Origin of the sequence: Streptomyces araujoniae (genome assembly GCF_050871195.1) — a bacterium.
Taxonomy (GTDB): domain Bacteria; phylum Actinomycetota; class Actinomycetes; order Streptomycetales; family Streptomycetaceae; genus Streptomyces; species Streptomyces bacillaris.
Map to the genome: position 1 here is coordinate 6026009 of NZ_CP194070.1, position 24371 is coordinate 6050379.

Below are 24371 nucleotides of genomic sequence, written 5' to 3' on the forward strand. Positions count from 1 at the left end.
CCGTGCCGACCTATTCCGCGAGCCATGACCCAGCCGAGCCCAGCCCGCTGCTCAGCCCCCCGGAGCTGAACCGGCGGGTCTGGGACCGGGCCGCGGCGCGGCTGCTCGCCAAGATGCTCGGTGAATTCGCGTACGAGGAGATCATCGAGCCCGAACGGCGCCCCGGCGACGGCCGTCCGTACTCCCTCACCCTCGACGACGGTACGGAGCTGCGCTTCACCGCCCTGCGGGGCGTGTACGGGAGCTGGCGCGTCGACCCCGGCTCCATCGGCACGGCCCACCCGCCCGCCACCCCCCTCTCCAACGGCGCCTCCTCACAGCACGGGTCCGCCGAGCGCGCTCCGGAGGGGACGCTGCGCCCGTTCCGCGACCCGCTCCGGTTCCTCACCCGCGCCCGCTCGCTGCTCGGCCTCGACGGCGCCACCCTCGGCCACCTCATCCGCGAACTGACCCTCACGCTCACCGCCGACGCCCGGCTCGACCACACCGCCCTCACCGCCGCGGAGCTGGCGGACCTCGGCTACGCCGAGCTGGAGGGCCACCAGACCGGCCACCCCTGGCTGGTGGCGAGCAAGGGGCGGCTCGGCTTCTCCGCCGCCGACGCGGCCCGCTTCACCCCCGAGACCCGCACCCCCCTCCGGCTGCCCTGGATCGCCGTGAGCACCCGGATCGCGCAGTACCGGGGCGTGGGCCGCCTCACCACCCCCGAGCACCTGTACGCCGGGGAGCTGGACGCCACCGTCCGCGCCGCGTTCGCCGCCGAGCTGGAGACCCGGGGGCTCGACCCGGAGAGCTACCTCTACCTCCCCGTACACCCCTGGCAGTGGGACGAATGGATCGTTCCGCTCTTCGCCCCCGCCATAGCCGACGGGGACATCGTGGCGCTGCGCACCGACGGCGACGCCCGTCTCGCCCAGCAGTCCGTGCGCACCTTCGCCAATGTCTCCCGCCCCGACCGGCACACGGTGAAGCTGCCGCTCTCCATCCTCAACACCCTGGTCTGGCGCGGCCTGCCCACCGAGCGGACCCTCGCCGCCCCCGCCGTCACCGCCTGGGTCCAGGGGCTGTGTGCCGACGACCCGTTCCTGCGCGACACCTGCCGGGTCGTTCTGCTCGGCGAGGTGGCCTCCGTCACCGTGGAGCACCCGCTCTACGACCACCTCCCCGAAGCCCCGTACCAGTACAAGGAACTCCTGGGCGCGATCTGGCGGGAGCCCCTGCCGCCCCGCCTCGCCCCGGGCGAACGGGCCCGTACGCTCGCCTCCCTCCTCCATACGGACCCGGCGGGCCGCGCGTTCACCGCGGAGCTGGTCGAGCGCTCCGGCCTCACCCCGGAGGCCTGGCTCACCCGCCTCTTCGCCGCCCTGCTCCCGCCCCTCCTGCACTTCCTCTACCGCTACGGCACGGTCTTCTCCCCCCACGGTGAGAATGCCATCGTCGTCTTCGACGGGAACGACGTCCCCGTCCGCCTCGCGATCAAGGACTTCGTCGACGACGTCAACATCAGCGCCCACCCGCTGCCCGAGCACGACACGATGCCCGACGAGGTGCGCGAGGTCCTGCTCACCGAGGAGCCGTCCTTCCTCACCCAGTTCATCCACTCCGGCCTCTTCGTCGGCGTCTTCCGCTACCTCTCCCCGCTCTGCGAGGAGCAGTTGGGCGTGAGCGAGGACGAGTTCTGGTCACTCGTCCGGGCGGAGATCGTCCGCCACCACGCCCGCTTCCCCGAGCTGAAGGAGCGGTTCGAGCTGTTCGACATGCTCACCCCCGAGATCGAACGGCTCTGTCTCAACCGCAACCGGCTCCACGTGGACGGCTACCGCGACCGCTCCAGCCGCCCGCACGCGGCGATCCACGGAACGGTCCCCAACCCGCTGCATCCCGCCGCCCGGATCCGGGAGTGACCGCCGTTGTCAGTGGTGCGCCGTAGGGTGGTCGGGCTATGACGAAGCCATCCCTCCCCGAGCTCCTGCACGCCGCCGTCACCGCCGTCGGCGGTACGGAGCGCCCCGGCCAGGCCGCCATGGCCGAGGCCGTCGCCGAGGCGGTCGACGACCAATCCCACCTGCTGGTCCAGGCCGGCACCGGCACGGGCAAGTCCCTCGGCTATCTGGTGCCGGCGCTGGCGCACGGGGAGCGGGTCGTCGTGGCCACGGCCACCCTCGCCCTCCAGCGCCAGCTGGTGGAGCGTGACCTGCCGCGCACGGTGGAGGCACTGCACCCGCTGCTGCGCCGCCGCCCGCAGTACGCGATGCTCAAGGGCCGCTCCAACTACCTCTGCCTGCACCGGCTCCACGAGGGGGCGCCGCAGGACGAGGAGGAGGGGCTCTTCGACCAGTTCGAGGCGGCGGCGCCCTCCAGCAAGCTCGGCCAGGACCTGCTGCGGCTGCGGGACTGGTCGGACGACACGGAGACGGGGGACCGGGACGACCTGACGCCGGGCGTCTCCGACCGGGCCTGGGCGCAGGTCTCGGTCTCCTCGCGCGAGTGCCTCGGTGCCACGAAGTGCGCGTACGGCCCCGAGTGCTTCGCGGAGGCGGCCCGGGAGCGCGCCAAGCTGGCGGACGTGGTCGTCACCAACCACGCCCTGCTCGCGATCGACGCCATCGAGGGCGCCCCGGTGCTGCCCTCGCACGAGGTGCTGATCGTGGACGAGGCCCATGAGCTGGTCTCCCGGGTCACCGGGGTCGCCACCGGCGAGCTGACCCCCTCCCAGGTCAACCGGGCGGTCCGGCGGGCGGCGAAGCTGGTCAACGAGAAGGCCGCCGACGCCCTCCAGAGCGCCGCCGAGGGGTTCGAGCGGGTGATGGAACTGGCGCTCCCCGGACGCCTGGAGGAGCTGCCCGAGGACCTGGCGTACGCGCTGATGGCGCTGCGCGACGCGGCCCGTACGGTGATCTCCGCGATGGGCGCGACCCGCGACAAGTCCGTCCAGGACGAGGACGCGGTGCGGAAGCAGGCGCTGGCCTCGGTCGAGTCGATCCACGGGGTGGCCGAGCGGATCACCCAGGGCTCGGAGTACGACGTCGTCTGGTACGAGCAGCACGACCGGTTCGGCGCCTCCGTGCGGGTGGCCCCGCTCTCGGTCTCCGGACTGCTGCGCGAGAAGCTCTTCACCGAGCGCTCCGTGGTCCTGACCTCGGCCACGCTGAAGCTCGGCGGGGACTTCAACGGGGTGGGTGCCTCCCTCGGGCTCGCCCCCGAGGGCACGGCGGGCGACGACGTCCCGCAGTGGAAGGGGCTGGACGTCGGCTCCCCGTTCGACTATCCGAAGCAGGGCATCCTCTACGTCGCCCGCCATCTGAACACCCCGGGGCGCGAAGGCTCCCGTGCGGACATGCTCGACGAACTGGCCGAGCTGGTGGAGGCTGCGGGCGGTCGCACGCTGGGGCTGTTCTCGTCCATGCGGGGGGCCAAGGCGGCCGCCGAGGAGCTGCGGGGGCGGCTGGACAAGTCGATCCTGCTCCAGGGCGAGGAGACCCTCGGTGAGCTGATCAAGAACTTCGCCGCCGATCCGGAGACCTGTCTCTTCGGCACGCTCTCGCTCTGGCAGGGCGTCGATGTGCCGGGGCCGAGCTGTCAGCTGGTGGTGATGGACCGGATCCCGTTCCCCCGGCCCGACGACCCGCTGATGAGCGCCCGCCAGAAGGCGGTGGAGGAGGCGGGGGGCAACGGCTTCATGGCGGTGGCGGCCACGCACTCCGCGCTGCTGATGGCCCAGGGCGCGGGCCGTCTCGTCCGGGCCACGGGGGACAAGGGCGTCGTGGCCGTGCTGGACCCCCGGCTGGCCACCGCGCGGTACGGCAGCTATCTGCGCGCCTCGCTGCCGGACTTCTGGTACACCACGGACCGCAACCAGGCCCGCCGCTCCCTGGCCGCGATCGACGCCCTGGCCAAGGCGGAGGGCAAGTAGCGCACGACGGAGCCCCAGGACGGCCGAGAGGCGTCCTGGGGCTCCGTCGTGTCCAGGTCGACGATCCGGCGGGCTTCACACCCGTCGCAGCACCGCCACCACCTTGCCGAGGATCGTCGCCTCGTCACCGGGGATCGGCTGGTACGCGGCGTTGTGGGGCAGCAGCCAGACGTGCCCGTCCTCGCGCCGGAAGCGCTTCACGGTCGCCTCGCCGTCCAGCATCGCGGCGACGATGTCCCCGTTCTCCGCGACGGGCTGGCGGCGCACGGTGACCCAGTCGCCGTCGCAGATCGCCGCTTCGATCATCGAGTCACCGACGACCTTCAGCACGAACAGCTCACCGTCACCGACGAGCTGGCGCGGCAGCGGGAAGACGTCCTCGACCGACTCCTCGGCGAGGATCGGGCCACCGGCGGCGATCCGGCCCACCAGGGGGACGTAGGAGGCGGCGGGCTTCCCGGTCGTGTCGGTCGGCTGGGTGCTGGGCTGGTCCGAGCCGCGAACCTCGTAGGCGCGGGGCCGGTGCGGATCGCGCCGGAGGAAGCCCTTGCGCTCCAGGGCCATCAGCTGGTGGGCGACGGACGACGTGCTGGACAGGCCCACCGCCTGACCGATCTCCCGCATGGACGGCGGGTATCCCCGGCGCTGCACCGAGTCGCGGATGACCTCGATGACCCGCCGCTGCCGGTCCGTGAGACCCGAGCTGTCCGCCCTGATCCCTGGAGGCCTGCCGGGCAAGGCACGGCCGGGGCGGCCGGGCTCGGGCCCGTCCGTGTTCGTCAGTGAGTCATTCATGGCATGCACCGGCTCAAGTCGGCTCTGGGAGCGGTGGTCCCGGGCGGTGATGGTGGCACTGTCTGCGGTCGTGGTCACGTCGGCCCCTCTCGAATGGTCTCCCTGGCTGGACAACGGTAGTAGCTTTCGAAAGGTTGCGCCAAACACACGTTCGAGTGAAAAACGAATAAAGGGCTGCCGGGATGATGCCCGCAGGTGTATGAGCATCGGGCGGGGGGTGCGGACGGCGTGGGCCCGGGGTTCCGCGGGCTCCCCGGCGGCTCCGTGTCCAGTCTTTCATCCGGTTCCCCGCCCGGGTGCCCCCGGAGGATCGCGGAGTGCGCGATTCCCGTACCCTCTTCCCTGGCCCGCGCTCCCCCCCGGCATCGCGGTCGGGGCGCGACACGCGGTAGGGCCGAAAACCCCGCCGAACCCTAGATCTAGTGGTTGGATCGTCCCGGCCGCCCAGAGGTAGTGGTCCCGGGTTCAAGTGGCCCAGGCCATCGCCTATGCTGGGGACTGCCTCCGAGGGGCCCGCCAGGGTCGGCCGGACGAGGCTATTCAGTCGTGCTGTGAAGGAGGGTTGGGAGCCATGCACTGCCCCTTCTGCAGGCACCCCGACAGCCGGGTCGTCGACAGTCGCACCACCGACGACGGCACGTCGATCCGCCGCCGCCGGCAGTGCCCCGACTGCTCCCGCCGTTTCACCACGGTGGAGACCTGCTCGCTGATGGTCGTCAAACGCAGCGGCGTGACCGAACCCTTCAGCCGTACCAAGGTCATCTCCGGCGTCCGCAAGGCATGCCAGGGCCGGCCCGTCACGGAGGACGCCCTCGCCAAACTCGGCCAGCAGGTCGAGGAGGCGGTGCGCGCCACCGGCAGCGCCGAGCTGACCACCCACGACGTGGGTCTGGCCATACTCGGCCCCCTGCAGGAACTCGACCTCGTCGCGTACCTGCGCTTCGCGTCCGTGTACCGGGCGTTCGACTCCCTGGAAGACTTCGAGGCCGCCATCGTGGAACTGCGCGCGCAGCGGTCCACCGCGGAAGACCCCGGGAGCGGCGAGACCCTGGAGGTCCCCGCCCCCGCCATCGCCGCCGACTGAGCGGTACACGCCTGTCACGGTCCGGAGCAGACTCCGCCGACCGGTGACCGGGCGACTGCAGGACCTGTTCCCGTGGCCGAGCGCGGCCCCGGGGCAACGGACACACATTGTGCCTGGGAAGAACTGGGCACTTCAGGGCGTTTTTGCCCACATATGGGAGGCGGCATGACAGAGACGGCGAGCGGCCCGCGAGGTTCCCGCACCAAGGGCGCCAAGGCGAGCAAGGGTCTGCGTATCGAGCGCATCCACACCACCCCCGGCGTGCATCCGTACGACGAGGTGGCGTGGGAGCCCCGTGACGTCGTCATGACCAACTGGCGCGACGGCTCGATCAACTTCGAGCAGCGTGGCGTCGAGTTCCCCGACTTCTGGTCGGTGAACGCGGTCAACATCGTCACCAGCAAGTACTTCCGCGGCGCCGTCGGCACGCCGCAGCGCGAGACCGGCCTCAAGCAGCTGATCGACCGGATCGTGAAGACGTACCGGAAGGCCGGCGAGGACCACGGCTACTTCGCCTCTCCCGCGGACGCCGAGATCTTCGAGCACGAGCTGGCCTACGCCCTCCTGCACCAGATCTTCAGCTTCAACTCCCCGGTCTGGTTCAACGTCGGCACGCCCCAGCCGCAGCAGGTCTCCGCCTGCTTCATCCTGGCCGTCGACGACTCCATGGAGTCGATCCTCGACTGGTACAAGGAAGAGGGCATGATCTTCAAGGGCGGCTCCGGCGCCGGCCTGAACCTCTCCCGTATCCGCTCCTCCAAGGAACTGCTCTCCTCCGGCGGCAACGCCTCCGGCCCGGTCTCCTTCATGCGCGGTGCCGACGCCTCCGCCGGAACCATCAAGTCCGGTGGCGCCACCCGCCGCGCGGCCAAGATGGTCATCCTGGACGTCGACCACCCCGACATCGAGGCCTTCATCGAGACCAAGGTGAAGGAGGAGGAGAAGATCCGCGCCCTGCGTGACGCGGGCTTCGACATGGACCTGGGCGGCGACGACATCACGTCCGTCCAGTACCAGAACGCCAACAACTCGGTCCGTGTCAACGACGAGTTCATGAAGGCCGTCGAGTCCGGCTCCACCTTCGGGCTGCGCTCCCGGATGACCGGCGACGTCATCGAGGAGGTCGAGGCCAAGGCCCTCTTCCGCAAGATGGCCGAGGCCGCTTGGGCCTGCGCCGACCCCGGCATCCAGTACGACGACACCATCAACGCCTGGCACACCTGCCCCGAGTCCGGCCGGATCAACGGCTCGAACCCGTGCAGCGAGTACATGCACCTGGACAACACCTCGTGCAACCTCGCCTCGCTCAACCTGATGAAGTTCCTCAAGGACGACGGCCTGGGCAACCAGTCCTTCGAGTCCGAGCGCTTCGCCAAGGTCGTCGAGCTGGTCATCACCGCGATGGACATCTCGATCTGCTTCGCGGACTTCCCGACACAGAAGATCGGTGAGAACACCCGCGCCTTCCGCCAGCTCGGCATCGGCTACGCTAACCTCGGCGCCCTGCTGATGGCGACCGGCCACGCGTACGACAGTGACGGCGGCCGCGCGCTCGCCGGGGCCATCACCTCGCTGATGACCGGCACCTCCTACAAGCGCTCCGCCGAACTGGCCGCGGTCGTCGGCCCGTACGACGGCTACGCCCGCAACGCCGAGCCGCACCAGCGCGTCATGAAGCAGCACTCCGACGCCAACGCCAAGGCGATCCACGTCGACGACCTGGACTCCCCGGTCTGGGCCGCCGCCACGGAGGCCTGGCAGGACGTGATCCGGCTCGGCGCGAAGAACGGTTTCCGTAACGCGCAGGCCTCGGTCATCGCCCCCACCGGCACCATCGGTCTCGCGATGTCCTGCGACACCACCGGCCTGGAGCCCGACCTCGCCCTGGTCAAGTTCAAGAAGCTGGTCGGCGGCGGCTCGATGCAGATCGTCAACGGCACGGTGCCGCAGGCGCTGCGCCGCCTCGGCTACCAGCCGGAGCAGATCGAGGCGATCGTCGCCCACATCGCCGAGAACGGCAACGTGATCGACGCCCCGGGCCTGAAGTCCGAGCACTACGAGGTCTTCGACTGCGCGATGGGCGAGCGCTCCATCTCCGCGATGGGCCACGTCCGGATGATGGCGGCGATCCAGCCGTGGATCTCCGGCGCGCTCTCCAAGACGGTCAACCTCCCCGAGACGGCCACCGTCGAGGACGTCGAAGAGGTCTACTTCGAGGCGTGGAAGATGGGCGTCAAGGCGCTCGCGATCTACCGCGACAACTGCAAGGTCGGCCAGCCGCTCTCCGCCAAGACCAAGGAGAAGGAGAAGGAAGAGGTCACCGCGAAGGCCGAGGAGACCATCCGCGAGGCGGTCGAGAAGGTCGTCGAGTACCGCCCGGTCCGCAAGCGCCTCCCCAAGGGCCGCCCCGGTATCACCACCTCCTTCACGGTGGGCGGCGCCGAGGGGTACATGACCGCCAACTCCTACCCGGACGACGGTCTCGGCGAGGTCTTCCTCAAGATGTCCAAGCAGGGCTCGACCCTCGCGGGCATGATGGACGCCTTCTCCATCGCCGTCTCGGTCGGCCTGCAGTACGGCGTCCCGCTGGAGACCTACGTCTCGAAGTTCACCAACATGCGCTTCGAGCCTGCCGGTATGACGGACGACCCGGACGTGCGGATGGCGCAGTCGATCGTCGACTACATCTTCCGCCGCCTGGCGCTCGACTTCCTGCCCTTCGAGACCCGCTCCGCCCTCGGCATCCACTCCGCCGAGGAGCGCCAGCGCCACCTGGACACCGGTTCGTACGAGCCCGCCTACGACGCGGACGCGGACACCGAGGGCCTCGCGCAGTCGGCCCCGGTCGCACCGGAGCCCCTGAAGGCGGTGGCGGCCCCGGCGGAGTCGGCCCCGAAGCCCGCACCGGTGACGGCCCACACCTCGGCCGAACTGGTCGAGATGCAGCTCGGCATCAGCGCGGACGCCCCGCTCTGCTTCTCCTGCGGGACGAAGATGCAGCGCGCCGGCTCCTGCTACATCTGCGAGGGCTGCGGCTCGACCAGTGGCTGCAGCTGAGCCCGAGCACTGACGACGGGAGGGGCACCGGCCACACGGCCGGTGCCCCTCCCGCTCACGTGCGCGGAACCCTCGGCGGCGACAGCACCCGCAGCGTCCGGCGCAGGCCGCCCCGGCGGACGACCCATGCGCGGTTGGCCGGAATCCGTCGTTGCCGTTCAGGCTCCGGAGGCGCGGTTCCCCATCACGGCGGCGAACGCGTCGGGGTCGGCGTCGAAGCCGCGTACGTCCGCACGGAAGACCCACGGTCCCGATCCCGTACGGGAGAACTCCCCGACGACCGCCGCCGTCGACGGGCCGACACCCGAGAAGTCGTCCTCGAGCAGGTTGGTGTACCCCTCCCGGATCTGTACGGCGGTGGAGCCGACCTCACCGAAGGTCTTCCGGCCACCGCGCTGCTGGATCGCCACCCCGACCACGACCCGGCCGTACCGCTCCGCCAGCCGCTCCAGTTCGATCGTCATGACCTCGTCGAAGCCGAACCCCTGGCCCGTCCTGCTGTCCCGGTTCAGGATGATCGTCCCGTCCGGCGAGCGGCTGTCGAAGTGGACCAGGTACGCGGGGCTGCCGTACGGCTCCTCCGCCCGGTAGGTCGCCGCGATGATGTCCAGGTCGATGTCGGGTTCACCGTGCGGGCTGGGATCCCATTTGATCCGTACTTCGACTTTCTCGATGTCCTTGTTCGGAGTGCTCACCGGACTTCCCCTCCTGGCCGACGGTCCGCGGACCGTTCTCCTCACCCGATTCCCCGATCATGTACGGAACGGGCCGCGCAGCCAACTGTCCCGGTCCCGGACGGCGGATTCGGGCCATGCGCCGCATGTGACCCCTGTGCCGGAGGTGCCGGACGGGCCCGGTGTGTCCGGTGTGCCCGGCGGTCCGGCGGACGGTCGTGATCCGGGCCACGTTCCGCGCCGTACGATGGCGCGGTGCTGGTGAAGTGGATTCGCTGTTCCGTGGTGGACCGTCATGGGTTCGAGGAGGGGCAGCGGAAGTGGGCGGGGCTCCGCGGCGAGCCGGGGTTCAGGGGGCAGAGCGGCGGGTGGAGCCGAACGCGCCCCGATGTCGCCCACGTCTTCGCGTTCTGGGAGAACCGCGTCTTCTACGACTCCTTCATGGCCCGCGAGCAGGACCACCCGGCGACCGGCCAGGCGGGCACCTTCCGCGATATGCAGGTCATGCTTTTCGAGCGCCGGTTCGACGTGAAGACCGGCTTCGAGCCGGAGTTCACGGAGGCGGACGTCGTCCGGGTCGCCCACAGCAGCGTCCACGAGGACCGGGCCGAGCACTTCGTACTGATGCAGAAGCAGGTGTGGAACCCGGCGATGGCCGGTTCCCCCGGGATGGTGCGCGGGGTCTTCGGGGAGGCGCCCGGCAACGAGTTCCTGGCGCTCTCCATGTGGAAGTCGAGCGCCGAACGCGGCAAGTACCGCGCCGAGGGCGCCCAGCGCCTGGCGGCCCGCGCGCAGACCGACACGGATGTGGCGGCGCTGACGGGGGACGTCGTGCGGCTGGAACCGTCCTGGACGGTCTGACGACGACCGGCCCGCGTGCGTGGCACCCGCCGGGGCACGCGGAATCGCCGTACACCGCCTAGGGTCGGTGCATGGCACGACCGCAGCGCATTGTCCTCGTCCGGCACGGCGAGTCCGACGGCAACGCCGACGACACGGTGTACGAGCGGGAGCCCGACCACGCGCTTCGGCTCACCGCGACCGGGCTGCGGCAGTCCAGGGAGACCGGGGCGCTCCTGCGCGAGCAGTTCGGCGACGAGCGGGTGAGCGTCTACATCTCGCCCTACCGCCGCACCCACGAGACGTTCCGGGCCTTCGACCTCGACCCGGCACGCGTCCGGGTCCGCGAGGAGCCCCGGCTGCGCGAGCAGGACTGGGGCAACTGGCAGGACCGGGACGACGTACGGCTCCAGAAGGCGTACCGGGACGCCTACGGGCACTTCTTCTACCGCTTCGCGCAGGGCGAGTCCGGCGCCGACGTCTACGACCGGGTCGGGGCGTTCCTGGAGAGCCTGCACCGCAGCTTCGAGGAGCCGGACCACCCCGAGAACGTCCTGCTGATCACCCACGGACTGACCATGCGGCTCTTCTGCATGCGCTGGTTCCACTGGTCGGTGGCCGAGTTCGAATCGCTCTCCAACCCCGGCAACGGGGAGACGCGGACCCTGCTCCTCGGCGCGAACGGCCGTTACACCCTCGACCGCCCCTTCCAGCGCTGGCGCACCCCTGAGCCGTACGGCCGCACCGGATAGAGTGGCAGGGCGATGACCGTTGATTCTGCTTCCGAGCGGCGCTTCGAACGCGCCCTGGCCAGTCTGCGTGGCCTGTCCGTGGGAGACGCCCTGGGCTCCCAGTTCTTCGTCCCGGTCAACTACCCGCTGCTCAAGCGGCGCGTCCTGCCGCCCGGCCCCTGGCAGTGGACCGACGACACCGAGATGGCCTCCTCGGTCCTGGCCGTGCTCTCCGCCCACGGCCGCGTCGACCAGGACGCGCTCGCCACCTCCTTCGCCGAGCACCACGACTTCGACCGCGGGTACGGCCCGGCCGTGAACCGGCTGCTCCGGCTCGTCCGGGAAGGCGGCGACTGGCGCGAGCTGGCCTCGGCGCTCTTCAACGGACAGGGGTCCTGGGGCAACGGTTCGGCCATGCGGATCGCACCGCTCGGCGCCTGGTACGCGGACGACCCGGAGCAGGCCACCCACCAGGCGGAGATCTCCTCGTACACCACCCACCAGCACCGTGAGGCCGTCGTCGGCGCGATGGCCGTCGCGGCGGCCGCCTCGCTCGCCGCCGCTCCGGACGGGCCGCCGACGCCCGAGGAACTGCTCGACGGCGTCATCGCGCTCGTGCCCCGCAGCGCGGTCGGCGCCGGGCTGCGCAGGGCCCGCGACATGCTCGACTACCAGGACGCCGGGACGGTCGCCGCGGTCCTCGGCAACGGCCGCCGGACCAGCGCCCACGACACCGTGCCGTTCGCCCTCTGGTCGGCGGCCAGGAGCCTCGGGAACTTCGAGGAGGCCTTCTGGCTGACCGCCCAGGCGGGCGGCGACGTCGATACGACCTGCGCCATCGTCGGGGGTGTCGTCGCCGCCGGTACGGCCGGGGCGCCGCCCGCCGCGTGGCTGGCGCAGACGGAGGAACCTCCCGGCTGGCTGGTCCCGGCGCGCCACTGACCGTACGGGCGCCGGGCCCACCGGACCGTGGGCTGCCGAGCCGACGCACTGTCACGGTCCTGCCACAGCCTCACTCTGAGTGTTCGCGAACAGCGGTTCGGGATCTTAACCTTTCGGCCACGCCGTCCCCTGGTCCGCCCGTCGACCTCCGTGGACGCGCGCCGAATGAGATGCCTGGACCACGCGCGCCCGAGGTCGTGCGTGTGTCCGGTGGGGGAGGGGTCCCATGTCCGAAGAACCGTCAGAACCGTCAGAGCCGTCAGAGCTGTCTGGGCCCGCCGAGCCGCCCGTGTCGGCCAAGGTGTCCCAGCCGGCCGAGCCAGCCGAGGTGTCCGAGCCGTCCGGAGCAGCCGAATCGGCAGGGGTGTCCAAGGCCGCGGAGCCGTCGGCCGACCGCCCGCCGGCTCCGCGCCAGCCCTCTCCTCCCGACGCCTCTCCGGGCGCCGCCCCGCAGGCGGCCACCACCACGCAGGCCGCAGCCTCCCCGGCCACCACCGCCGCGGTCGCCGCGCCGCACCTGCCGCAGGCTCCGCCTCCCCGTCAGGCCCCGACCCCGCACCCCGGCGGGCCCTGGCAGCCCCCGGTCAGGCGACCGAGTGCGACGGCCAAGCTCCGTCCGGCCGCGCCGCCCCCGGCCCCGCCCGCCGTCCTCGCCGCGGTCCTGGCCACCGCCGTGCTCAGCGCGCTCCTGCTGGGCGACGGCCTCGGGGTGAACGCCCTGATCGTCGCCGTCCCCGCCGCCCTGGCCGCCGCCTTCGCGGCGCGGGCCGCCGGCCGCCGGCTCCGGCCCTGGACCGCCGTCTGGGCCGTCGGCGGCCTCGCGCTGCTCGCCGTCCCGGCGCTCCGGGACGCGGGCTGGCCGACCTTCCTGGCCCTCGTGTCGGCCTTCGCGCTCGGTTCGCTCGCGCTGCACGGCAGCCGGAGCTGGCCCGGCGTACTGATCGGCTCCGTGGGCATCCTCGACTCGATCGGGCCGGGCGTGCGGTGGGGCTGGCTGGGGGTACGGGAGCGGGCCGACGACTCCCGGGGACGCTGGGCCACCGCCGTACGCACCACGGCCGTGGCCCTCGCGCTCCTGGTGGTGTTCGGGACGCTCTTCGCCAGCGCCGACGCGGCCTTCGCCGACCTGCTCGGCCGGCTCGTCCCCGACATGTCGATCGTGGACGGCCCGTGGCGGACGTTCCTCCTCCTCGTGGGGCTCGTCGGCGCGCTGGCCGCCGCCCGTACCGCCGCCGCACCCGTGCGCTGGGACGGGATCGCCGTCAAGCGGGGCAAGCCCCGGGCACGTATGGAGTGGGCCCTTCCGCTCGTCGTCCTCAACCTGCTCTTCGCCGCCTTCATCACGCTCCAGTTGGTCGTCCTCCTCGGCGGCTACGAGAAGGTGCGGGAGGCGACCGGGCTCGACCACGCCCAGTACGCCCGCCAGGGCTTCTGGCAACTGCTCTGGGCCACCCTGCTCACCCTCCTGGTGATCGCCCTCGCCCTGCGCTGGGCCCCGCGCGGCTCCGCCCGGGACCGCACGCTTGTCCGTGCCGTCCTCGGCACCCTCTGCGTGCTCACGCTCGTCGTCGTCGCGTCGGCGCTGCGCCGCATGGATCTGTACGTCGACGAGTACGGGCTGACCCGGCTCCGGATATCCGTGGCCGCGATGGAGCTGTGGCTCGGCGTCGTCTTCGTCCTGATCCTGGCTGCCGGGGTCTTCGGCACCCGGTTCCTGCCGCGCGCGATCGCCGTCAGCGCGGCCGGAGCCGTACTGGTCTTCGGGCTGGTCTCGCCGGACGCGCTCGTCGCCGAGCAGAACGTCCGGCGCTTCGAGGACCGGGGCTCGATCGACCTCGACTACCTCAGGGGCCTCTCCGCCGACGCCGTACCGGCCCTGGACCGCCTGCCCGAGCCCCAGCGCTCCTGCGCGCTCCGGACCGTCCAGCGCGAGCTGCGCGGCTCCGACTCGCCCTGGTACGCCACCAGCCGGGGCGAGGCGCGGGCGGTCGAGATCCTCCGCGAGCGGCCCGTGACCGTGGACCGCGGAACCTGCTACGGCCTGGGCACCGACGGCGTACGCGAAGGGGAGCGGGAGGGCGAGCAGGACGGCTACGAGCGGGACCGGGACGCGTACGACCCGTACTGATCCGTCGTGCCGATCACCCGTACCGGCCCGGCGCGTACGTCCCGTACCGATCCGCCGTACTGACCCTCGTACGACGGCGTGCGCCCCCGCCGCTCACGCGCCCCCGCCGGTCCGCGCGTGACCCGGTCGCGGACCCGCCCCGGGCCCCGGCGGCCGAATCTCGGTGTGCACGGTGCCCCGGGGTGTTGCTGCTGTCGCTCTCGGCGTACGCTGGCTGGCGCCATGCCGTACGAACCACCCACGCACACCGTCGAGCGCTCGCTTCGCGCTACCACCGGTGCCAGGACCGTTGCCGGTGTCGACGAGGTCGGACGCGGGGCGTGGGCCGGGCCCGTCACCGTGTGTGCCGCGGTCACCGGCCTGCGCCGACCCCCCGAAGGCCTCACCGATTCCAAGCTGTTGACGCCCCGGCGGCGTGCCGAGCTGGCTCCGGTGCTGGAGGGCTGGGTCACCGCCCATGCCCTGGGGCACGCCTCTCCGCAGGAGATCGACGACCTCGGGATGACGGCCGCGCTCCGGCTCGCCGCCGTACGGGCATTGGAGGGGCTGCCGGTGCGCCCCGACGCGGTGATCCTCGACGGCAAGCACGACTACCTGGGCGCCCCCTGGAAGGTCCGTACGGTCATCAAGGGCGACCAGTCCTGCATCGTGGTGGCGGCCGCCTCGGTCATCGCCAAGGTGCACCGCGACCGGATGATGGCCGAACTGGGCGGGGGGTCCGCGGAGTACACGGACTTCGCCTTCGCCGCCAACGCGGGGTACCCCTCGCCGGTGCACCGGGCCGCGCTGGAGGAGCGGGGGCCCACGCCCCACCACCGCCTCTCCTGGTCGTATCTGGACGCGCTGCCCCGGTGGCAGCACCTGAAGAAGGCCCGTATTTCCGCCGAGGCGGCCGCACTCGAAAGCGGGGGCCAGCTCGGCTTCGAATTCTGATCGCGCGCAGGCGCCCCACCGACGGTGCCGACCGACCATGTCGGCCCATGACAGACCACCTTCCTGCCTCAATCCCGAGGAGCCTCAGATTCACGAGAGTGCCCAGGGTCCCCGCGTCGCTCCGGCCGCCGGCCGTACCGCGCCGACCCCTCGTCCCGTACCCGGTCCGCGTTCCGCGGCCACGCCGCGGCCCGGCCGTCCGGTCCCCGGCCCCGCGCGCCCCGCGCCTCCGGCACAGCGCGCCCACCCTGTTCCCGCACCCGCACCCGCACCCGCACCCGGCCCCGGTTCCGCGGCGCCCGGGAGCGCTCCGGCCGGACGGTCGGAGAATCGTTCCGCACCGCAGCTCCAGTTGATCCCGGCCCCGGCCGGCGGAGCCCTCGACGCGGCCGAGGAAGCGGTCGACCTGCTGCTGGACTCCGGCCGGGTGCCGGGCGACATCCTGGTGCTGACCACCGGCGAGCAGCACCCGTGGGCCGCCCACGAGCTGTCCTTCGGCGAGGCCGCTTACTGGGCCCAGCAGGACGCGGGCGACGACGTCTTCTTCGCCGACGCCTCCGCGGTCGACCGGGCGAAGCCCCGGCCCGTGGTCGTGGTGGCGGTCAACGGGGACACCGACGGGACCGTCGCCCGTGCGCTGCCCGTGGCCCGTGACCGTGCCGCCGCGCTGCTGATCGTCTGCGGAGACCCGCAGACGATCAACTCCGCGCTCGGCGCGGGCGTCTGACCGACCCCGCATCGCCGTACGCCAGAACCGAGGAGCCCCGGCCGCCCGCACGGGCGGCCGGGGCTCCGGTCGTCGTCGTGCTTCCGGCCGTTCCGGCTCACGGCCCGTTCCGGCTCACGGCGCCTGTGTTCGCCCCGCCGGTGTGGACGGCTCGGCGTCCGGCGTGCCCGGGGCTCGGTGCCTTACCGGGCGGCCGAGCGGTGCAGCGCCTGGGCCGAGCCGCCACCGGTCCGGGTCAGCGTGGGCGGCTGTTCGGTGACGAGGTCGGCCAGCGGAGCAGGCTCGGACAGGGAGCTGGGACGCCGTCCGCCCCGCCCCTCGCCGAGCACCTGCCAGCCCCCGCCGGTCAGCGTGATGTACGCACCGCACCGCAGCCCGTGCAGGGTGCAGGCGTCCCGCAGGCCCCACATCCACGCGCCGTCCTCCTCGGTCCACCGTTCGTCGCCGTCACGGCAGTAGAGAAGTACGGCTGTACGCACCGGAGTGCGGCGGCGCAGATCGTGCGGGATCACCCGCCGCAGGTGGGCCAGCAGCGCGTTGCGGAACTCCCAGCCGTCCGCCGCGACCGTGTCCCGGCGCACGAACGAGGCGCTCGCCGTGAGCCGTTCCTCGTGGTCGAGGACCGCGATCACGGCGGTGGTGGGCGTCGGCCGGTGGCGGGAGTGCAGCCCGCTGACGACCTCGCGCGGGCTGCGCAGCAGCGGTATGCCCGCCGAGGCCCACTCGGCGGGTTCGAGCATCCGGGCAAGGCGGTTGACGGAGGCCGCGGAGCCTGGTGGCGTGGGGAACGCCGATATCGAAGTGGCGGGGGACGGGGCGAATCCGAAGGTCATGGTCCTCCCTTCGCTACGCGCCCACGGTGCGGGCAGGGTCGAGTGAGGGCGCGCCGCGGCACAGCCCTTCCGGGCCCGACGAGAACTGTGCGGGGAGCGGTCCCAATTCTTCCTGGCGTACCGGCAGGCGGCAACGAGCAATTGACGACGCTGACGGGTATGGGCCGGAATGCTACTGATATCCCTGCCCAGCCACGGCCGGATGACGCCTGCCGTTCCCCTGATCACCGCTGATCACCCCTGAACCGCGAGGACCAGGGGACACACCCCCTCGGCTCCGGCGCGCCGCAGCAGCCGAGCGGCTACGGCCAGTGTCCAGCCGGTGTCGGAGAGATCGTCGACGAGGAGCACCGGCCCACCTGCGGACTTCAGCGCCGCCGCCAGCTCCGGCTCCACGGTCAGTGCCTCGTGCAGGGCGCGTACCCGCTGGGCGCTGTTGGTCTGCGACACCGTCAGATCCTCGGTGCCCGGGGCGTACGTCACCGTCCCGAGGAGAGGCATCCGGCCGATCTCCGCGATGCGCCGGCCGAGGGACCCGACCAGCTCCGGCCGGCGGCGGGAGGCGACGGTGACGACACCGACCGGCCGGGGAGCGGCGTCGGGGGCGCCGGAGGACCAGCCGCCGGGGCCCTTGGCCCAGTCGGCGAGCACGGTGACCACGGCGTCCGTGACGTCGTCCGGAACTGATCCGTCCGGGGCCTGCGCCGCGAGCATGGGGCGCAGCCGGTTGCCCCACCCGATGTCGGAGAGGCGGCCCAGCGCCCGGCCGGAGGAGGCGAGTTCACCGGCCGGGATGCGACCCTTGAGGTCGACGCCGACGGCGGAGAGACCGGTGGGCCACATCTTGCGGGGGGCCACCTCCACGCCCGGCCTGCCCAGCTCGTTGCGGGCACCGTCCAGGGCGGCGGTGGAGACCTTGTCGTCGAAGCGGGCGCCCGCGCAGTTGTCGCAGCGGCCGCAGGCGGTGGCCTCCTCGTCGTCGAGCCGGAGCCGCAGGAACTCCATCCGGCAGGCCGTCGTGGTGGCGTAGTCCCGCATGGCCTGCTGCTCGGCGGCCCGCTGCCGGGCGACCCACGCGTAGCGCTCGGAGTCGTAGACCCAGGGCTCGCCCGTGGAGATCCAGCCGCCCTTGACGCGCTTCACCGCACCGTCGACGTCCAGCACCTTGAGCATCGTCTCCAGCCGGGTCCGCCGGAGGTCGACCAGGGGCTCCAGCGCGGGCAGGGAGAGCGGCCGCTCCGCGCGGGCCAGCACGTCCAGGGTGCGGCGCACCTGCTCCTCGGGCGGGAAGGCGACCGAGGCGAAGTACTGCCAGATCGCCTCGTCCTCCTTGCCGGGGAGCAGCAGCACCTCGGCGTGCTCGACCCCGCGCCCGGCACGTCCCACCTGCTGGTAGTAGGCGATGGGGGAGGAGGGCGAGCCCAGGTGCACGACGAAGCCGAGGTCGGGCTTGTCGAACCCCATGCCGAGCGCGGAGGTGGCGACCAGCGCCTTGACCCGGTTGGCCAGCAGGTCGTCCTCCGCCTGCTGGCGCTCCGCGTTCTCCGTCCGGCCGGTGTAGGAGGCGACCGGATGGCCGTTCTGCCGCAGATAGGCGGTGACCTCCTCGGCCGCCGCGACGGTGAGCGTGTAGATGATCCCGGAACCGGGCAGCTCCCCGAGGTGGTCGCCCAGCCAGGCCAGCCGGTGCGCCGCGTTCGGCAGCCGGAGCACCCCGAGGCTCAGGCTCTCCCGGTCCAGCGGACCGCGCAGGACCAGTGCGTCGGTGCCCGCGCCCGTGCCGAGCTGCTCCGCGACGTCGGCCGTCACGCGTGCGTTGGCGGTGGCGGTGGTGGCGAGCACGGGCACGCCGGCCGGGAGGTCGGTGAGCATGGTGCGCAGCCGCCGGTAGTCCGGCCGGAAGTCGTGTCCCCAGTCGGAGATGCAGTGCGCCTCGTCGACCACGAGCAGCCCGGTCGCGGCGGCCAGCGCGGGCAGCACCTGGTCCCGGAAGTCGGGGTTGTTCAGCCGCTCCGGGGAGACCAGCAGCACGTCGACCTCACCGGCGGCCACCTCGGCCTGGACGCTCTCCCACTCCTCCGTGTTGGACGAGTTGATCGTACGGGCGCTGATCCCCGCACGCGCGGCCGCCGCGACCTGGTTGCGCATCAGCGCCAGCAGCGGTGAGACGATCACGGTCGGACCGCTGCCGCGGGCGCGCAGCAGCGAGGTCGCCACGAAATAGACGGCGGACTTGCCCCACCCGGTGCGCTGCACGACCAGCGCCCGGCGCTTCTCCGCGACCAGCGCCTCGATCGCCAGCCACTGGTCCTCGCGCAGCCGGGCCTCACCCGTGGCGTCCCCGACGAGTCGGGCGAGGACGGAGTCGGCCGAGGCCCTGAGTGCTGCACGGTCTGCGTTGGTCATCCCCCCATGCAACCCGATGACGACCACAAACCGCGAACGGCGGGGCGAGCCTGTGGATAACGTTATCCACAGGGGTCGCGGGATCCGGCGGGGCGCGGGACCGTCGAGCCATGAACGAGCACCAGGAATCCACCGGCCCGGCCGACAGCAGGCAGATCACCCTCCGCGGTCCCGCCGAACTGGCCGACGCCCTCCCGTATCTGATGGGTTTCCATCCCGATGACAGCGTCGTGATGGTGGCGCTGCACGGCGACCGGGGCCGGTTCGGCGGCCGGCTCCGGCTCGGCATCCCACGGGCGCCCGGTGAATGGGGGCCGGTCGCCGACCAGCTGGCCGAGAGCCTGATCGCGGGGAGCGAACGCCGTGAGGGGCGGCCCGACGCGATCCTGATCTTCCTCTGCCAGGACCCGCCGGACGGCGAGAGCGGCCGGGTGACCATGGAGCGGCTGCGGCCGTTCGCCCAGAGCCTGCGCACGGCGTGCGGGGCGCTCGACGTGCCCGTGCTCGAAGCCCTCTGCATCTCGGACGGCCACTACTGGTCCTACTGCTGCCCGGACGTCCGCTGCTGCCCGCCCGAGGGAAAGCCCCTGGCCATGCCCGGTACGACGGTGATGGCCGCGGCGGCCGCGTACGCCGGGATCCAGGTGCGGGGGACGCTGCGCGACATGGAGGCCCGGCTCACCCCCTGGCAGACCCCGGACACCGCCCGCGCTCAACTGCGGGCCCTGGACCGGGCCGCGCCGTCGCTGGTCGCCCGGATCCTGAACGGGCGGGCGAAGGCCCGGGTGGCGGAGGAGACCCTCACGCTCGCCCGCACCCTCATGGGCCGCCTCGGCGGGATGCGGCCCGCCCCGGAGACGGTCCGTGACGTCGGGGACGACCGGGCCATCGGCGACGAGGAGGCCGCCGCCGTCATCCTCGGCCTCCAGGACCGGGAGACCCGTGACAAGGCGGCCGCCTGGATGGAGGGCCCCGACGGCCACCACGCCCTGCGGCTCTGGCGCGCCCTCGCCCGCCGCTGCGTCGGCCCGTACGGCGAGCACGCGGCGGCCCCGCTCACCCTGGCGGGCTGGGTCTCCTGGTCCACCGGCGACGAGCCCGGTGCCCGCGTCGCCCTGACGATGGCCCTCCGCGCGGACCCGCACTACACCTTCGCCCAGCTCCTGCACCGCGCCTGCAACGAGGGCCTCGACCCGGAGACCCTGCGCCGCTGCCTGCGCGGGGAGGCCGAGGGCTCGGCGGCGGGTCCGGGTGCGCAGAGGCCCAAGGGCGCCAAGGAGAGGATGGGGGCCGAGTGGCCTGGGAAGTCCGGGGTGCCGGCGGGGGCCGATGAGGGCTCGGCGGCCGGGGCTGCCGGGAGCGCGGAGGCGCGGGTGGCCGGAGCCGTCGGGGAAGCCCGGGCGGTGGCGGGCGCCGAGTGGGCCGGGGCCGAGGCCCCGAGGGAGTCCGATGAGCGCGCGGCCGTCGGGGTGCCGAGGGACGTCGCCCCACCTGAGGCGGTGGGTGCGTCGACGGGGTGCGAGCAGCCGGAGGAAGCGGGGCCCGGGCGGCCGCGGCAGGCCGGGAGCGCCGGTGCGGCGCCGGAAACCGTGACCGCCCGTGGGCCCGCCCTCCGGGTCCGCCGGGTCAGGCCCGCGGCGAGCGGGACACGGCGGCGCGGAAGCGGGCGCCGCACCACGGGCAGCGAGGGGAGGCCGCCGACGTCCGGCACCACCCGCCCCGGACCGGCCGCCGCCGGGCGCCGGGCGAGCGACATCCGGCGGTACGACCGACGGGGCACCGGGACGCGCCGCTGAGTCGGGGAGCCGAGCCGGAGCGGGAGGCCGCGCACCAGGTCAGCCCGCTCGCTCCGGCGGATCCTCCTGGGCGATCACTCGCCCACTTGCCGACCAGCCACCCGCCCGCCTGCTGGCCACTCGCCGGCCAGCCACCCGTCTGCCGATCACTCGCTTGTCGGCCACCCGCCCGCTGGCCACTCTCTTGTCGGCCACCCACCTGCCGATCACCCGCCTGTCGGCCACCGGTCACCCACCCGCCCACCACTCGACCACCCGCCCGCCGGCCTCGGGGCGATCGCTCGCCCCCCGGTCGTCTGCCGCCGGGGCGTCGGCTCGCCGCCCCGGCCTTCCGGGCCGCTTGCGGGCCGCCGACCGGCTCGCCCAGGGAGGGCAGGCCCTTCCTGTCGGGAACCCCCGTTACGGAGGGCCGCCCGCCCCGCCAGAGACCCACCCCTCCGGATGTCCCTGGGCCCCGGATGCCCCTTGGGCACTGCCCGGATGCTCCCGGGGTGGGGCCGGTCCGCCCGGAGGGAGCGGCCGCGGGGCCGACAGCGCCGAACTTCCCTCCGGCCAGGCCCCATCCGGCACAGCACCCCGGAATTCCTGATCACCGTCGCATCGAAGGGAGTGTTTATCGTCAGGCAGACGACTATGATCGCGGCATGCCGCCCTACGACCCGTCGAACTTCCCGCCCTTCGCCGTCACCGTGGATCTGGTCGTACTCACGGTGCGCCGCCACGCGCTCTGCGCACTGGTGGTCCGCCGTGGGGAGACGCCCTTCCAGGGCCGGTGGGCGCTGCCCGGCGGGTTCGTCCGGGCCGACGAGGATCTCGGGTCGGCGGCAGCGCGTGAACTTGTCGAGGAGACCGGGCTCTGCGCCCACGATCCGGCGAAGCCCGCCGTGGGCAACGGCGCGCACCTGGAACAGCTGGCCACTTACGGGGACCCCGCGAGGGACCCCCGGATGCGGGTCGTCAGCGTCGCCCACCTCGCCCTCGCGCCGGACCTTCCGGCGCCCCGGGCAGGAGGGGACGCCCACAGTGCGCGCTGGGCGCCCGTGGACGACCTGCTCAGGGAGGGCGAGGAGGCCACGCCGCTCGCGTTCGACCATGCGCGGATCCTGGCCGACGGGGTGGAGCGCGCCCGCTCCAAGATCGAGTACTCCTCGCTGGCCACGGCGTTCTGCCCGCCCGAGTTCACCGTCGGGGAGCTGCGCCGGGTGTACGAGGCGGTGTGGGGAGTGGTCCTCGATCCCCGCAACTTCCACCGCAAGGTCACCGGGACGCCCGGCTTCCTGGTGCCCTCTGGCGGGACCACCACCCGGCAGGGCGGCCGGCCCGCGCAGCTCTTCCGGGCCGGGGCGGCCACGGTGCTCAACCCGCCGATGCTGAGGCCGGAAGTCTGAGACCACTCCGGCGGACGCGAGGGCCCCCGGCCACCGCCGCCGGGAGAAGCGCGAGCAGCGAGCCCGTCCGTGGATGGCCGGAAGCCACCGGACCGCAGTCGGAGCGGCCGGAAGCCGCCGGACCGCAGCGGAGCCGCCGGAAGCGCCGGGCCGCGGCCGGAAGAGAGGCGAGCCGCCGCCGGAAGAAGCGGACGTCGCGAGGCCGCCGCCGGGAGGAAGTACCGGGCTCCGCCCGCCCCGCGGTGCGGAACACCCGCGGGCCCACTGCTGCACCAAAAGTCAGAAATGTCGCGTTATGTTGCTGCGGTACCCCTCTGCCGCCGAGCGATCTCACCGTCCGTGAGAGAACGCGAGAGAAGCGATGCTCCAGGCCATCGGACTCACCAGCACCCCCCGTCGCAACACCGCGCCCGCCGTGGACGATCTGACCTTCGAGGCCCCGCCCGGCCGGGTCACCGCTCTGCTGGGCGCCCCGGGGGCGGGCAAGACCGCGGCCCTGCGGCTGATGCTCGAACTCGACTCCGGCCGGGGGGTCGCCTATTTCCGGGGGCGGCCGCTGCACCGCATCGCCCACCCGGCCCGCGAGGTGGGCGTGCTGCTCGGTGATGTGCCCGGGCATCCCTCCCGTACGGTCCGCGGGCAGTTGCGGATGCTCTGCGCCGCCGCCGGGACGTCCGTGACCAGGGCCGACGAGATGCTCGAAGTCGTCGGTCTGGCCGGGCTCGGAGACCAGCGGCTCGGCACCCTCTCGGTGGGGATGGACCGCCGCCTCGGCCTCGCCTCCGCCCTGCTCGGCGACCCGCACACCCTGGTCCTGGACGACCCCGCCGAAGGCCTCTCCCCACGGGAGAACAGCTGGCTGCACGGGCTGTTGCGGGCCCACGCGGCCCAGGGCGGAACCGTCCTGTACGCCACCGCCGACCCCAAGGAGGCCGCCCGCACGGCCGATCGCGTCGTCACCCTCGACGTCGGCCGGCTCGTCGCCGACCAGGACGTCACCGACTTCGCCCGCACCCGGCTCCGTCCCCGTGTCGCCGTCCGCACCCCGCACGCCGCCCGGCTCGCCGCCGTCGTCAGCCGGGAGGCGCGCGCCGCGCGGCGGTCCGTCGAGGTGGTCCCCGAGACCAACGGCCGGGTGACCGTGTACGGCTCGACCTGCGCCGAGATCGGGGACACCGCCTTCCGCCACGGTGTCCCCGTCCACCAACTCGCGGACGAGATCGGGGACACCGGCCCCGCCGCCCCGCCTCCGGGCGACCCCGAGGCGCACCGGCCCGCCGCCGGCTTCTCCGAACTCCCGCCGCCCATCAGGGCCCGCCCCGCCCGGGGGCCGCTGCGCCCGCTCCGCTACGAGTTGCGGCGCTCCCTCGGGGTCCGTACGACGACCCTGATCATGGCCTCCGTGCTGCTGGCCTCCGCGGCCCTCTCCGTCCTGCTCGCCCGCACCGGCGGCACGCCTCTGCCGCGCGCTCTCGCCGCCTGGCCCGAGGTGCTGCCGCTGCCTCCCGCCGCCCTGGGCGCGGGCATCCTGGGCGCTCTCTCCTTCGGCGACGAGTTCCGCTACCCCGCGCTCGCCGCCGGACGCGGCACCGTGCCCCGGCGGATCGGCCTGTTGCTGGCCAAGCTCACGGTGACCGCCGGGTTCGCCCTCCTGCTGGCGACCCTCGTCGTCGTCTGCGGGGCGCAGTGCCTCCGGCTCTTCTACGGCCCCGAGTTGATCACCGTGCCCGCCAATGCCTTCGCTCTCGGAGCCAGTTGGGCGGCGCTGACCGTGGGATGCGCCTGGGCCGGGCTGCTGGCCGCGGGCGTCTTCCGGGTGACCGGCGCGGGCATCGCCGCCGTACTGGCCGTACCGGTGCTGGTGGTTCCGCTGGTGCAGAAGGTGTTCGCCGCCCCGTCCGCGCGTTCGGTGACCGGCCTTCCGGGCCGGCTGCGTGAACTCGCCTGGTGGCAACTGCCGCAGGAGGCGGACCGCTGGGTCCTGGCCGTGGCGCGCATGGTCGCGCAGCCCGTGGGCGCCGCACTCGCCCTGTCGTTGTCCGCCCTTGTCTGCGCGTATCTGTTCACCAGCCTTCGCGGAAAGGTGCGTTGGTGATCGTCGCGGTCCGGCGTCGGGAGGAGGAG

General features: G+C 73.0%; 17 protein-coding genes. 13 read left to right on the forward strand and 4 right to left on the reverse strand.

The features are described 5' to 3' along the window. The first annotated feature begins 2 nt into the window (after positions 1-2). Positions 3-1904, forward strand: a complete 1902-nt coding sequence (locus ACQ9ZG_RS26060; protein WP_109915004.1) for an IucA/IucC family protein — start codon at positions 3-5, stop codon at positions 1902-1904. 38 nt (positions 1905-1942) lie between these two features. Further along, complete coding sequence (locus ACQ9ZG_RS26065; protein WP_109915003.1) at positions 1943-3913, forward strand: ATP-dependent DNA helicase; 1971 nt, start codon at positions 1943-1945, stop codon at positions 3911-3913. Positions 3914-3988: 75 nt separating this feature from the next. Here the strand turns inward: ACQ9ZG_RS26065 and lexA are convergent, their stop codons facing one another. After that, positions 3989-4786 carry a transcriptional repressor LexA gene (gene lexA, locus ACQ9ZG_RS26070; protein WP_019762227.1) on the reverse strand — a complete coding sequence of 266 codons (798 nt, stop codon included), beginning with the start codon at positions 4784-4786 and terminating at the stop codon, positions 3989-3991. Positions 4787-5279: 493 nt separating this feature from the next. On the opposite strand from lexA, the gene nrdR reads away from it, so the two are divergent. Both nrdR and ACQ9ZG_RS26080 read left to right on the forward strand, forming a co-directional pair. Next, on the forward strand, positions 5280-5792 hold the full coding sequence (gene nrdR / locus ACQ9ZG_RS26075) for a transcriptional regulator NrdR (RefSeq protein WP_018488320.1): 513 nt from the start codon (positions 5280-5282) through the stop codon (positions 5790-5792). Positions 5793-5957: 165 nt separating this feature from the next. Continuing rightward, a complete protein-coding gene (locus ACQ9ZG_RS26080) occupies positions 5958-8849 on the forward strand; it encodes a vitamin B12-dependent ribonucleotide reductase (RefSeq protein ID WP_028419064.1) in 2892 nt (963 codons plus the stop codon). 158 nt (positions 8850-9007) lie between these two features. Here the strand turns inward: ACQ9ZG_RS26080 and ACQ9ZG_RS26085 are convergent, their stop codons facing one another. Then, positions 9008-9544, reverse strand: a complete 537-nt coding sequence (locus tag ACQ9ZG_RS26085; RefSeq protein ID WP_032756281.1) for a TerD family protein — start codon at positions 9542-9544, stop codon at positions 9008-9010. Positions 9545-9778: 234 nt separating this feature from the next. Here ACQ9ZG_RS26085 and ACQ9ZG_RS26090 point away from each other — a divergent pair, with 234 nt between their 5' ends. The 6 genes from ACQ9ZG_RS26090 (at position 9779) to ACQ9ZG_RS26115 (ending at position 15824) form a co-directional block, all read left to right on the forward strand. After that, positions 9779-10384 (forward strand): YdbC family protein, encoded by a 606-nt coding sequence (locus ACQ9ZG_RS26090; RefSeq protein WP_109915002.1) that lies wholly within the window; start codon positions 9779-9781, stop codon positions 10382-10384. A gap of 71 nt (positions 10385-10455) precedes the next feature. Next, on the forward strand, positions 10456-11115 hold the full coding sequence (locus ACQ9ZG_RS26095; protein WP_099217933.1) for a histidine phosphatase family protein: 660 nt from the start codon (positions 10456-10458) through the stop codon (positions 11113-11115). 12 nt (positions 11116-11127) lie between these two features. Continuing rightward, the gene (locus ACQ9ZG_RS26100) at positions 11128-12036 is read left to right on the forward strand and encodes an ADP-ribosylglycohydrolase family protein (protein WP_499281277.1); all 909 of its coding nucleotides are present in this window, start codon (positions 11128-11130) and stop codon (positions 12034-12036) included. A gap of 226 nt (positions 12037-12262) precedes the next feature. Beyond that, positions 12263-14164 (forward strand): DUF4153 domain-containing protein, encoded by a 1902-nt coding sequence (locus ACQ9ZG_RS26105; RefSeq protein ID WP_499281278.1) that lies wholly within the window; start codon positions 12263-12265, stop codon positions 14162-14164. Between the two features lie 222 nt (positions 14165-14386). Continuing rightward, positions 14387-15097 (forward strand): ribonuclease HII, encoded by a 711-nt coding sequence (gene rnhB / locus ACQ9ZG_RS26110; RefSeq protein WP_028419074.1) that lies wholly within the window; start codon positions 14387-14389, stop codon positions 15095-15097. A 37-nt stretch (positions 15098-15134) separates the two neighbouring features. Further along, complete coding sequence (locus ACQ9ZG_RS26115; RefSeq protein ID WP_499281279.1) at positions 15135-15824, forward strand: hypothetical protein; 690 nt, start codon at positions 15135-15137, stop codon at positions 15822-15824. Between the two features lie 182 nt (positions 15825-16006). Here the strand turns inward: ACQ9ZG_RS26115 and ACQ9ZG_RS26120 are convergent, their stop codons facing one another. Both ACQ9ZG_RS26120 and ACQ9ZG_RS26125 read right to left on the reverse strand, forming a co-directional pair. Continuing rightward, positions 16007-16657 carry a hypothetical protein gene (locus ACQ9ZG_RS26120; RefSeq protein ID WP_028419076.1) on the reverse strand — a complete coding sequence of 217 codons (651 nt, stop codon included), beginning with the start codon at positions 16655-16657 and terminating at the stop codon, positions 16007-16009. 234 nt (positions 16658-16891) lie between these two features. After that, the gene (locus ACQ9ZG_RS26125; protein ID WP_084991709.1) at positions 16892-19063 is read right to left on the reverse strand and encodes a RecQ family ATP-dependent DNA helicase; all 2172 of its coding nucleotides are present in this window, start codon (positions 19061-19063) and stop codon (positions 16892-16894) included. A gap of 110 nt (positions 19064-19173) precedes the next feature. Here ACQ9ZG_RS26125 and ACQ9ZG_RS26130 point away from each other — a divergent pair, with 110 nt between their 5' ends. From ACQ9ZG_RS26130 to ACQ9ZG_RS26140, 3 genes are all read left to right on the forward strand, one after another. Then, on the forward strand, positions 19174-20859 hold the full coding sequence (locus ACQ9ZG_RS26130; protein ID WP_499281280.1) for a DUF4192 domain-containing protein: 1686 nt from the start codon (positions 19174-19176) through the stop codon (positions 20857-20859). Positions 20860-21503: 644 nt separating this feature from the next. Beyond that, positions 21504-22247: an NUDIX hydrolase gene (locus tag ACQ9ZG_RS26135; protein ID WP_018488309.1), complete on the forward strand. Its 744-nt coding sequence runs from the start codon at positions 21504-21506 to the stop codon at positions 22245-22247. A 361-nt stretch (positions 22248-22608) separates the two neighbouring features. Then, on the forward strand, positions 22609-24342 hold the full coding sequence (locus ACQ9ZG_RS26140; protein WP_499281281.1) for an ATP-binding cassette domain-containing protein: 1734 nt from the start codon (positions 22609-22611) through the stop codon (positions 24340-24342). Positions 24343-24371 lie beyond the last annotated feature (29 nt).

Coding starts and splice junctions, on each gene's coding strand:
- ACQ9ZG_RS26065 (WP_109915003.1), top strand. CDS start 1,943: ATGACGAAGCCATCCCTCCCCGAGCTCCTGCACGCCGCCGTCACCGCC.
- nrdR (WP_018488320.1), top strand. CDS start 5,280: ATGCACTGCCCCTTCTGCAGGCACCCCGACAGCCGGGTCGTCGACAGT.
- ACQ9ZG_RS26080 (WP_028419064.1), top strand. CDS start 5,958: ATGACAGAGACGGCGAGCGGCCCGCGAGGTTCCCGCACCAAGGGCGCC.
- ACQ9ZG_RS26095 (WP_099217933.1), top strand. CDS start 10,456: ATGGCACGACCGCAGCGCATTGTCCTCGTCCGGCACGGCGAGTCCGAC.
- ACQ9ZG_RS26100 (WP_499281277.1), top strand. CDS start 11,128: ATGACCGTTGATTCTGCTTCCGAGCGGCGCTTCGAACGCGCCCTGGCC.
- ACQ9ZG_RS26105 (WP_499281278.1), top strand. CDS start 12,263: ATGTCCGAAGAACCGTCAGAACCGTCAGAGCCGTCAGAGCTGTCTGGG.
- rnhB (WP_028419074.1), top strand. CDS start 14,387: ATGCCGTACGAACCACCCACGCACACCGTCGAGCGCTCGCTTCGCGCT.
- ACQ9ZG_RS26115 (WP_499281279.1), top strand. CDS start 15,135: ATGTCGGCCCATGACAGACCACCTTCCTGCCTCAATCCCGAGGAGCCT.
- ACQ9ZG_RS26120 (WP_028419076.1), bottom strand. CDS start 16,657: ATGACCTTCGGATTCGCCCCGTCCCCCGCCACTTCGATATCGGCGTTC.
- ACQ9ZG_RS26125 (WP_084991709.1), bottom strand. CDS start 19,063: ATGACCAACGCAGACCGTGCAGCACTCAGGGCCTCGGCCGACTCCGTC.
- ACQ9ZG_RS26130 (WP_499281280.1), top strand. CDS start 19,174: ATGAACGAGCACCAGGAATCCACCGGCCCGGCCGACAGCAGGCAGATC.
- ACQ9ZG_RS26135 (WP_018488309.1), top strand. CDS start 21,504: ATGCCGCCCTACGACCCGTCGAACTTCCCGCCCTTCGCCGTCACCGTG.
- ACQ9ZG_RS26140 (WP_499281281.1), top strand. CDS start 22,609: ATGCTCCAGGCCATCGGACTCACCAGCACCCCCCGTCGCAACACCGCG.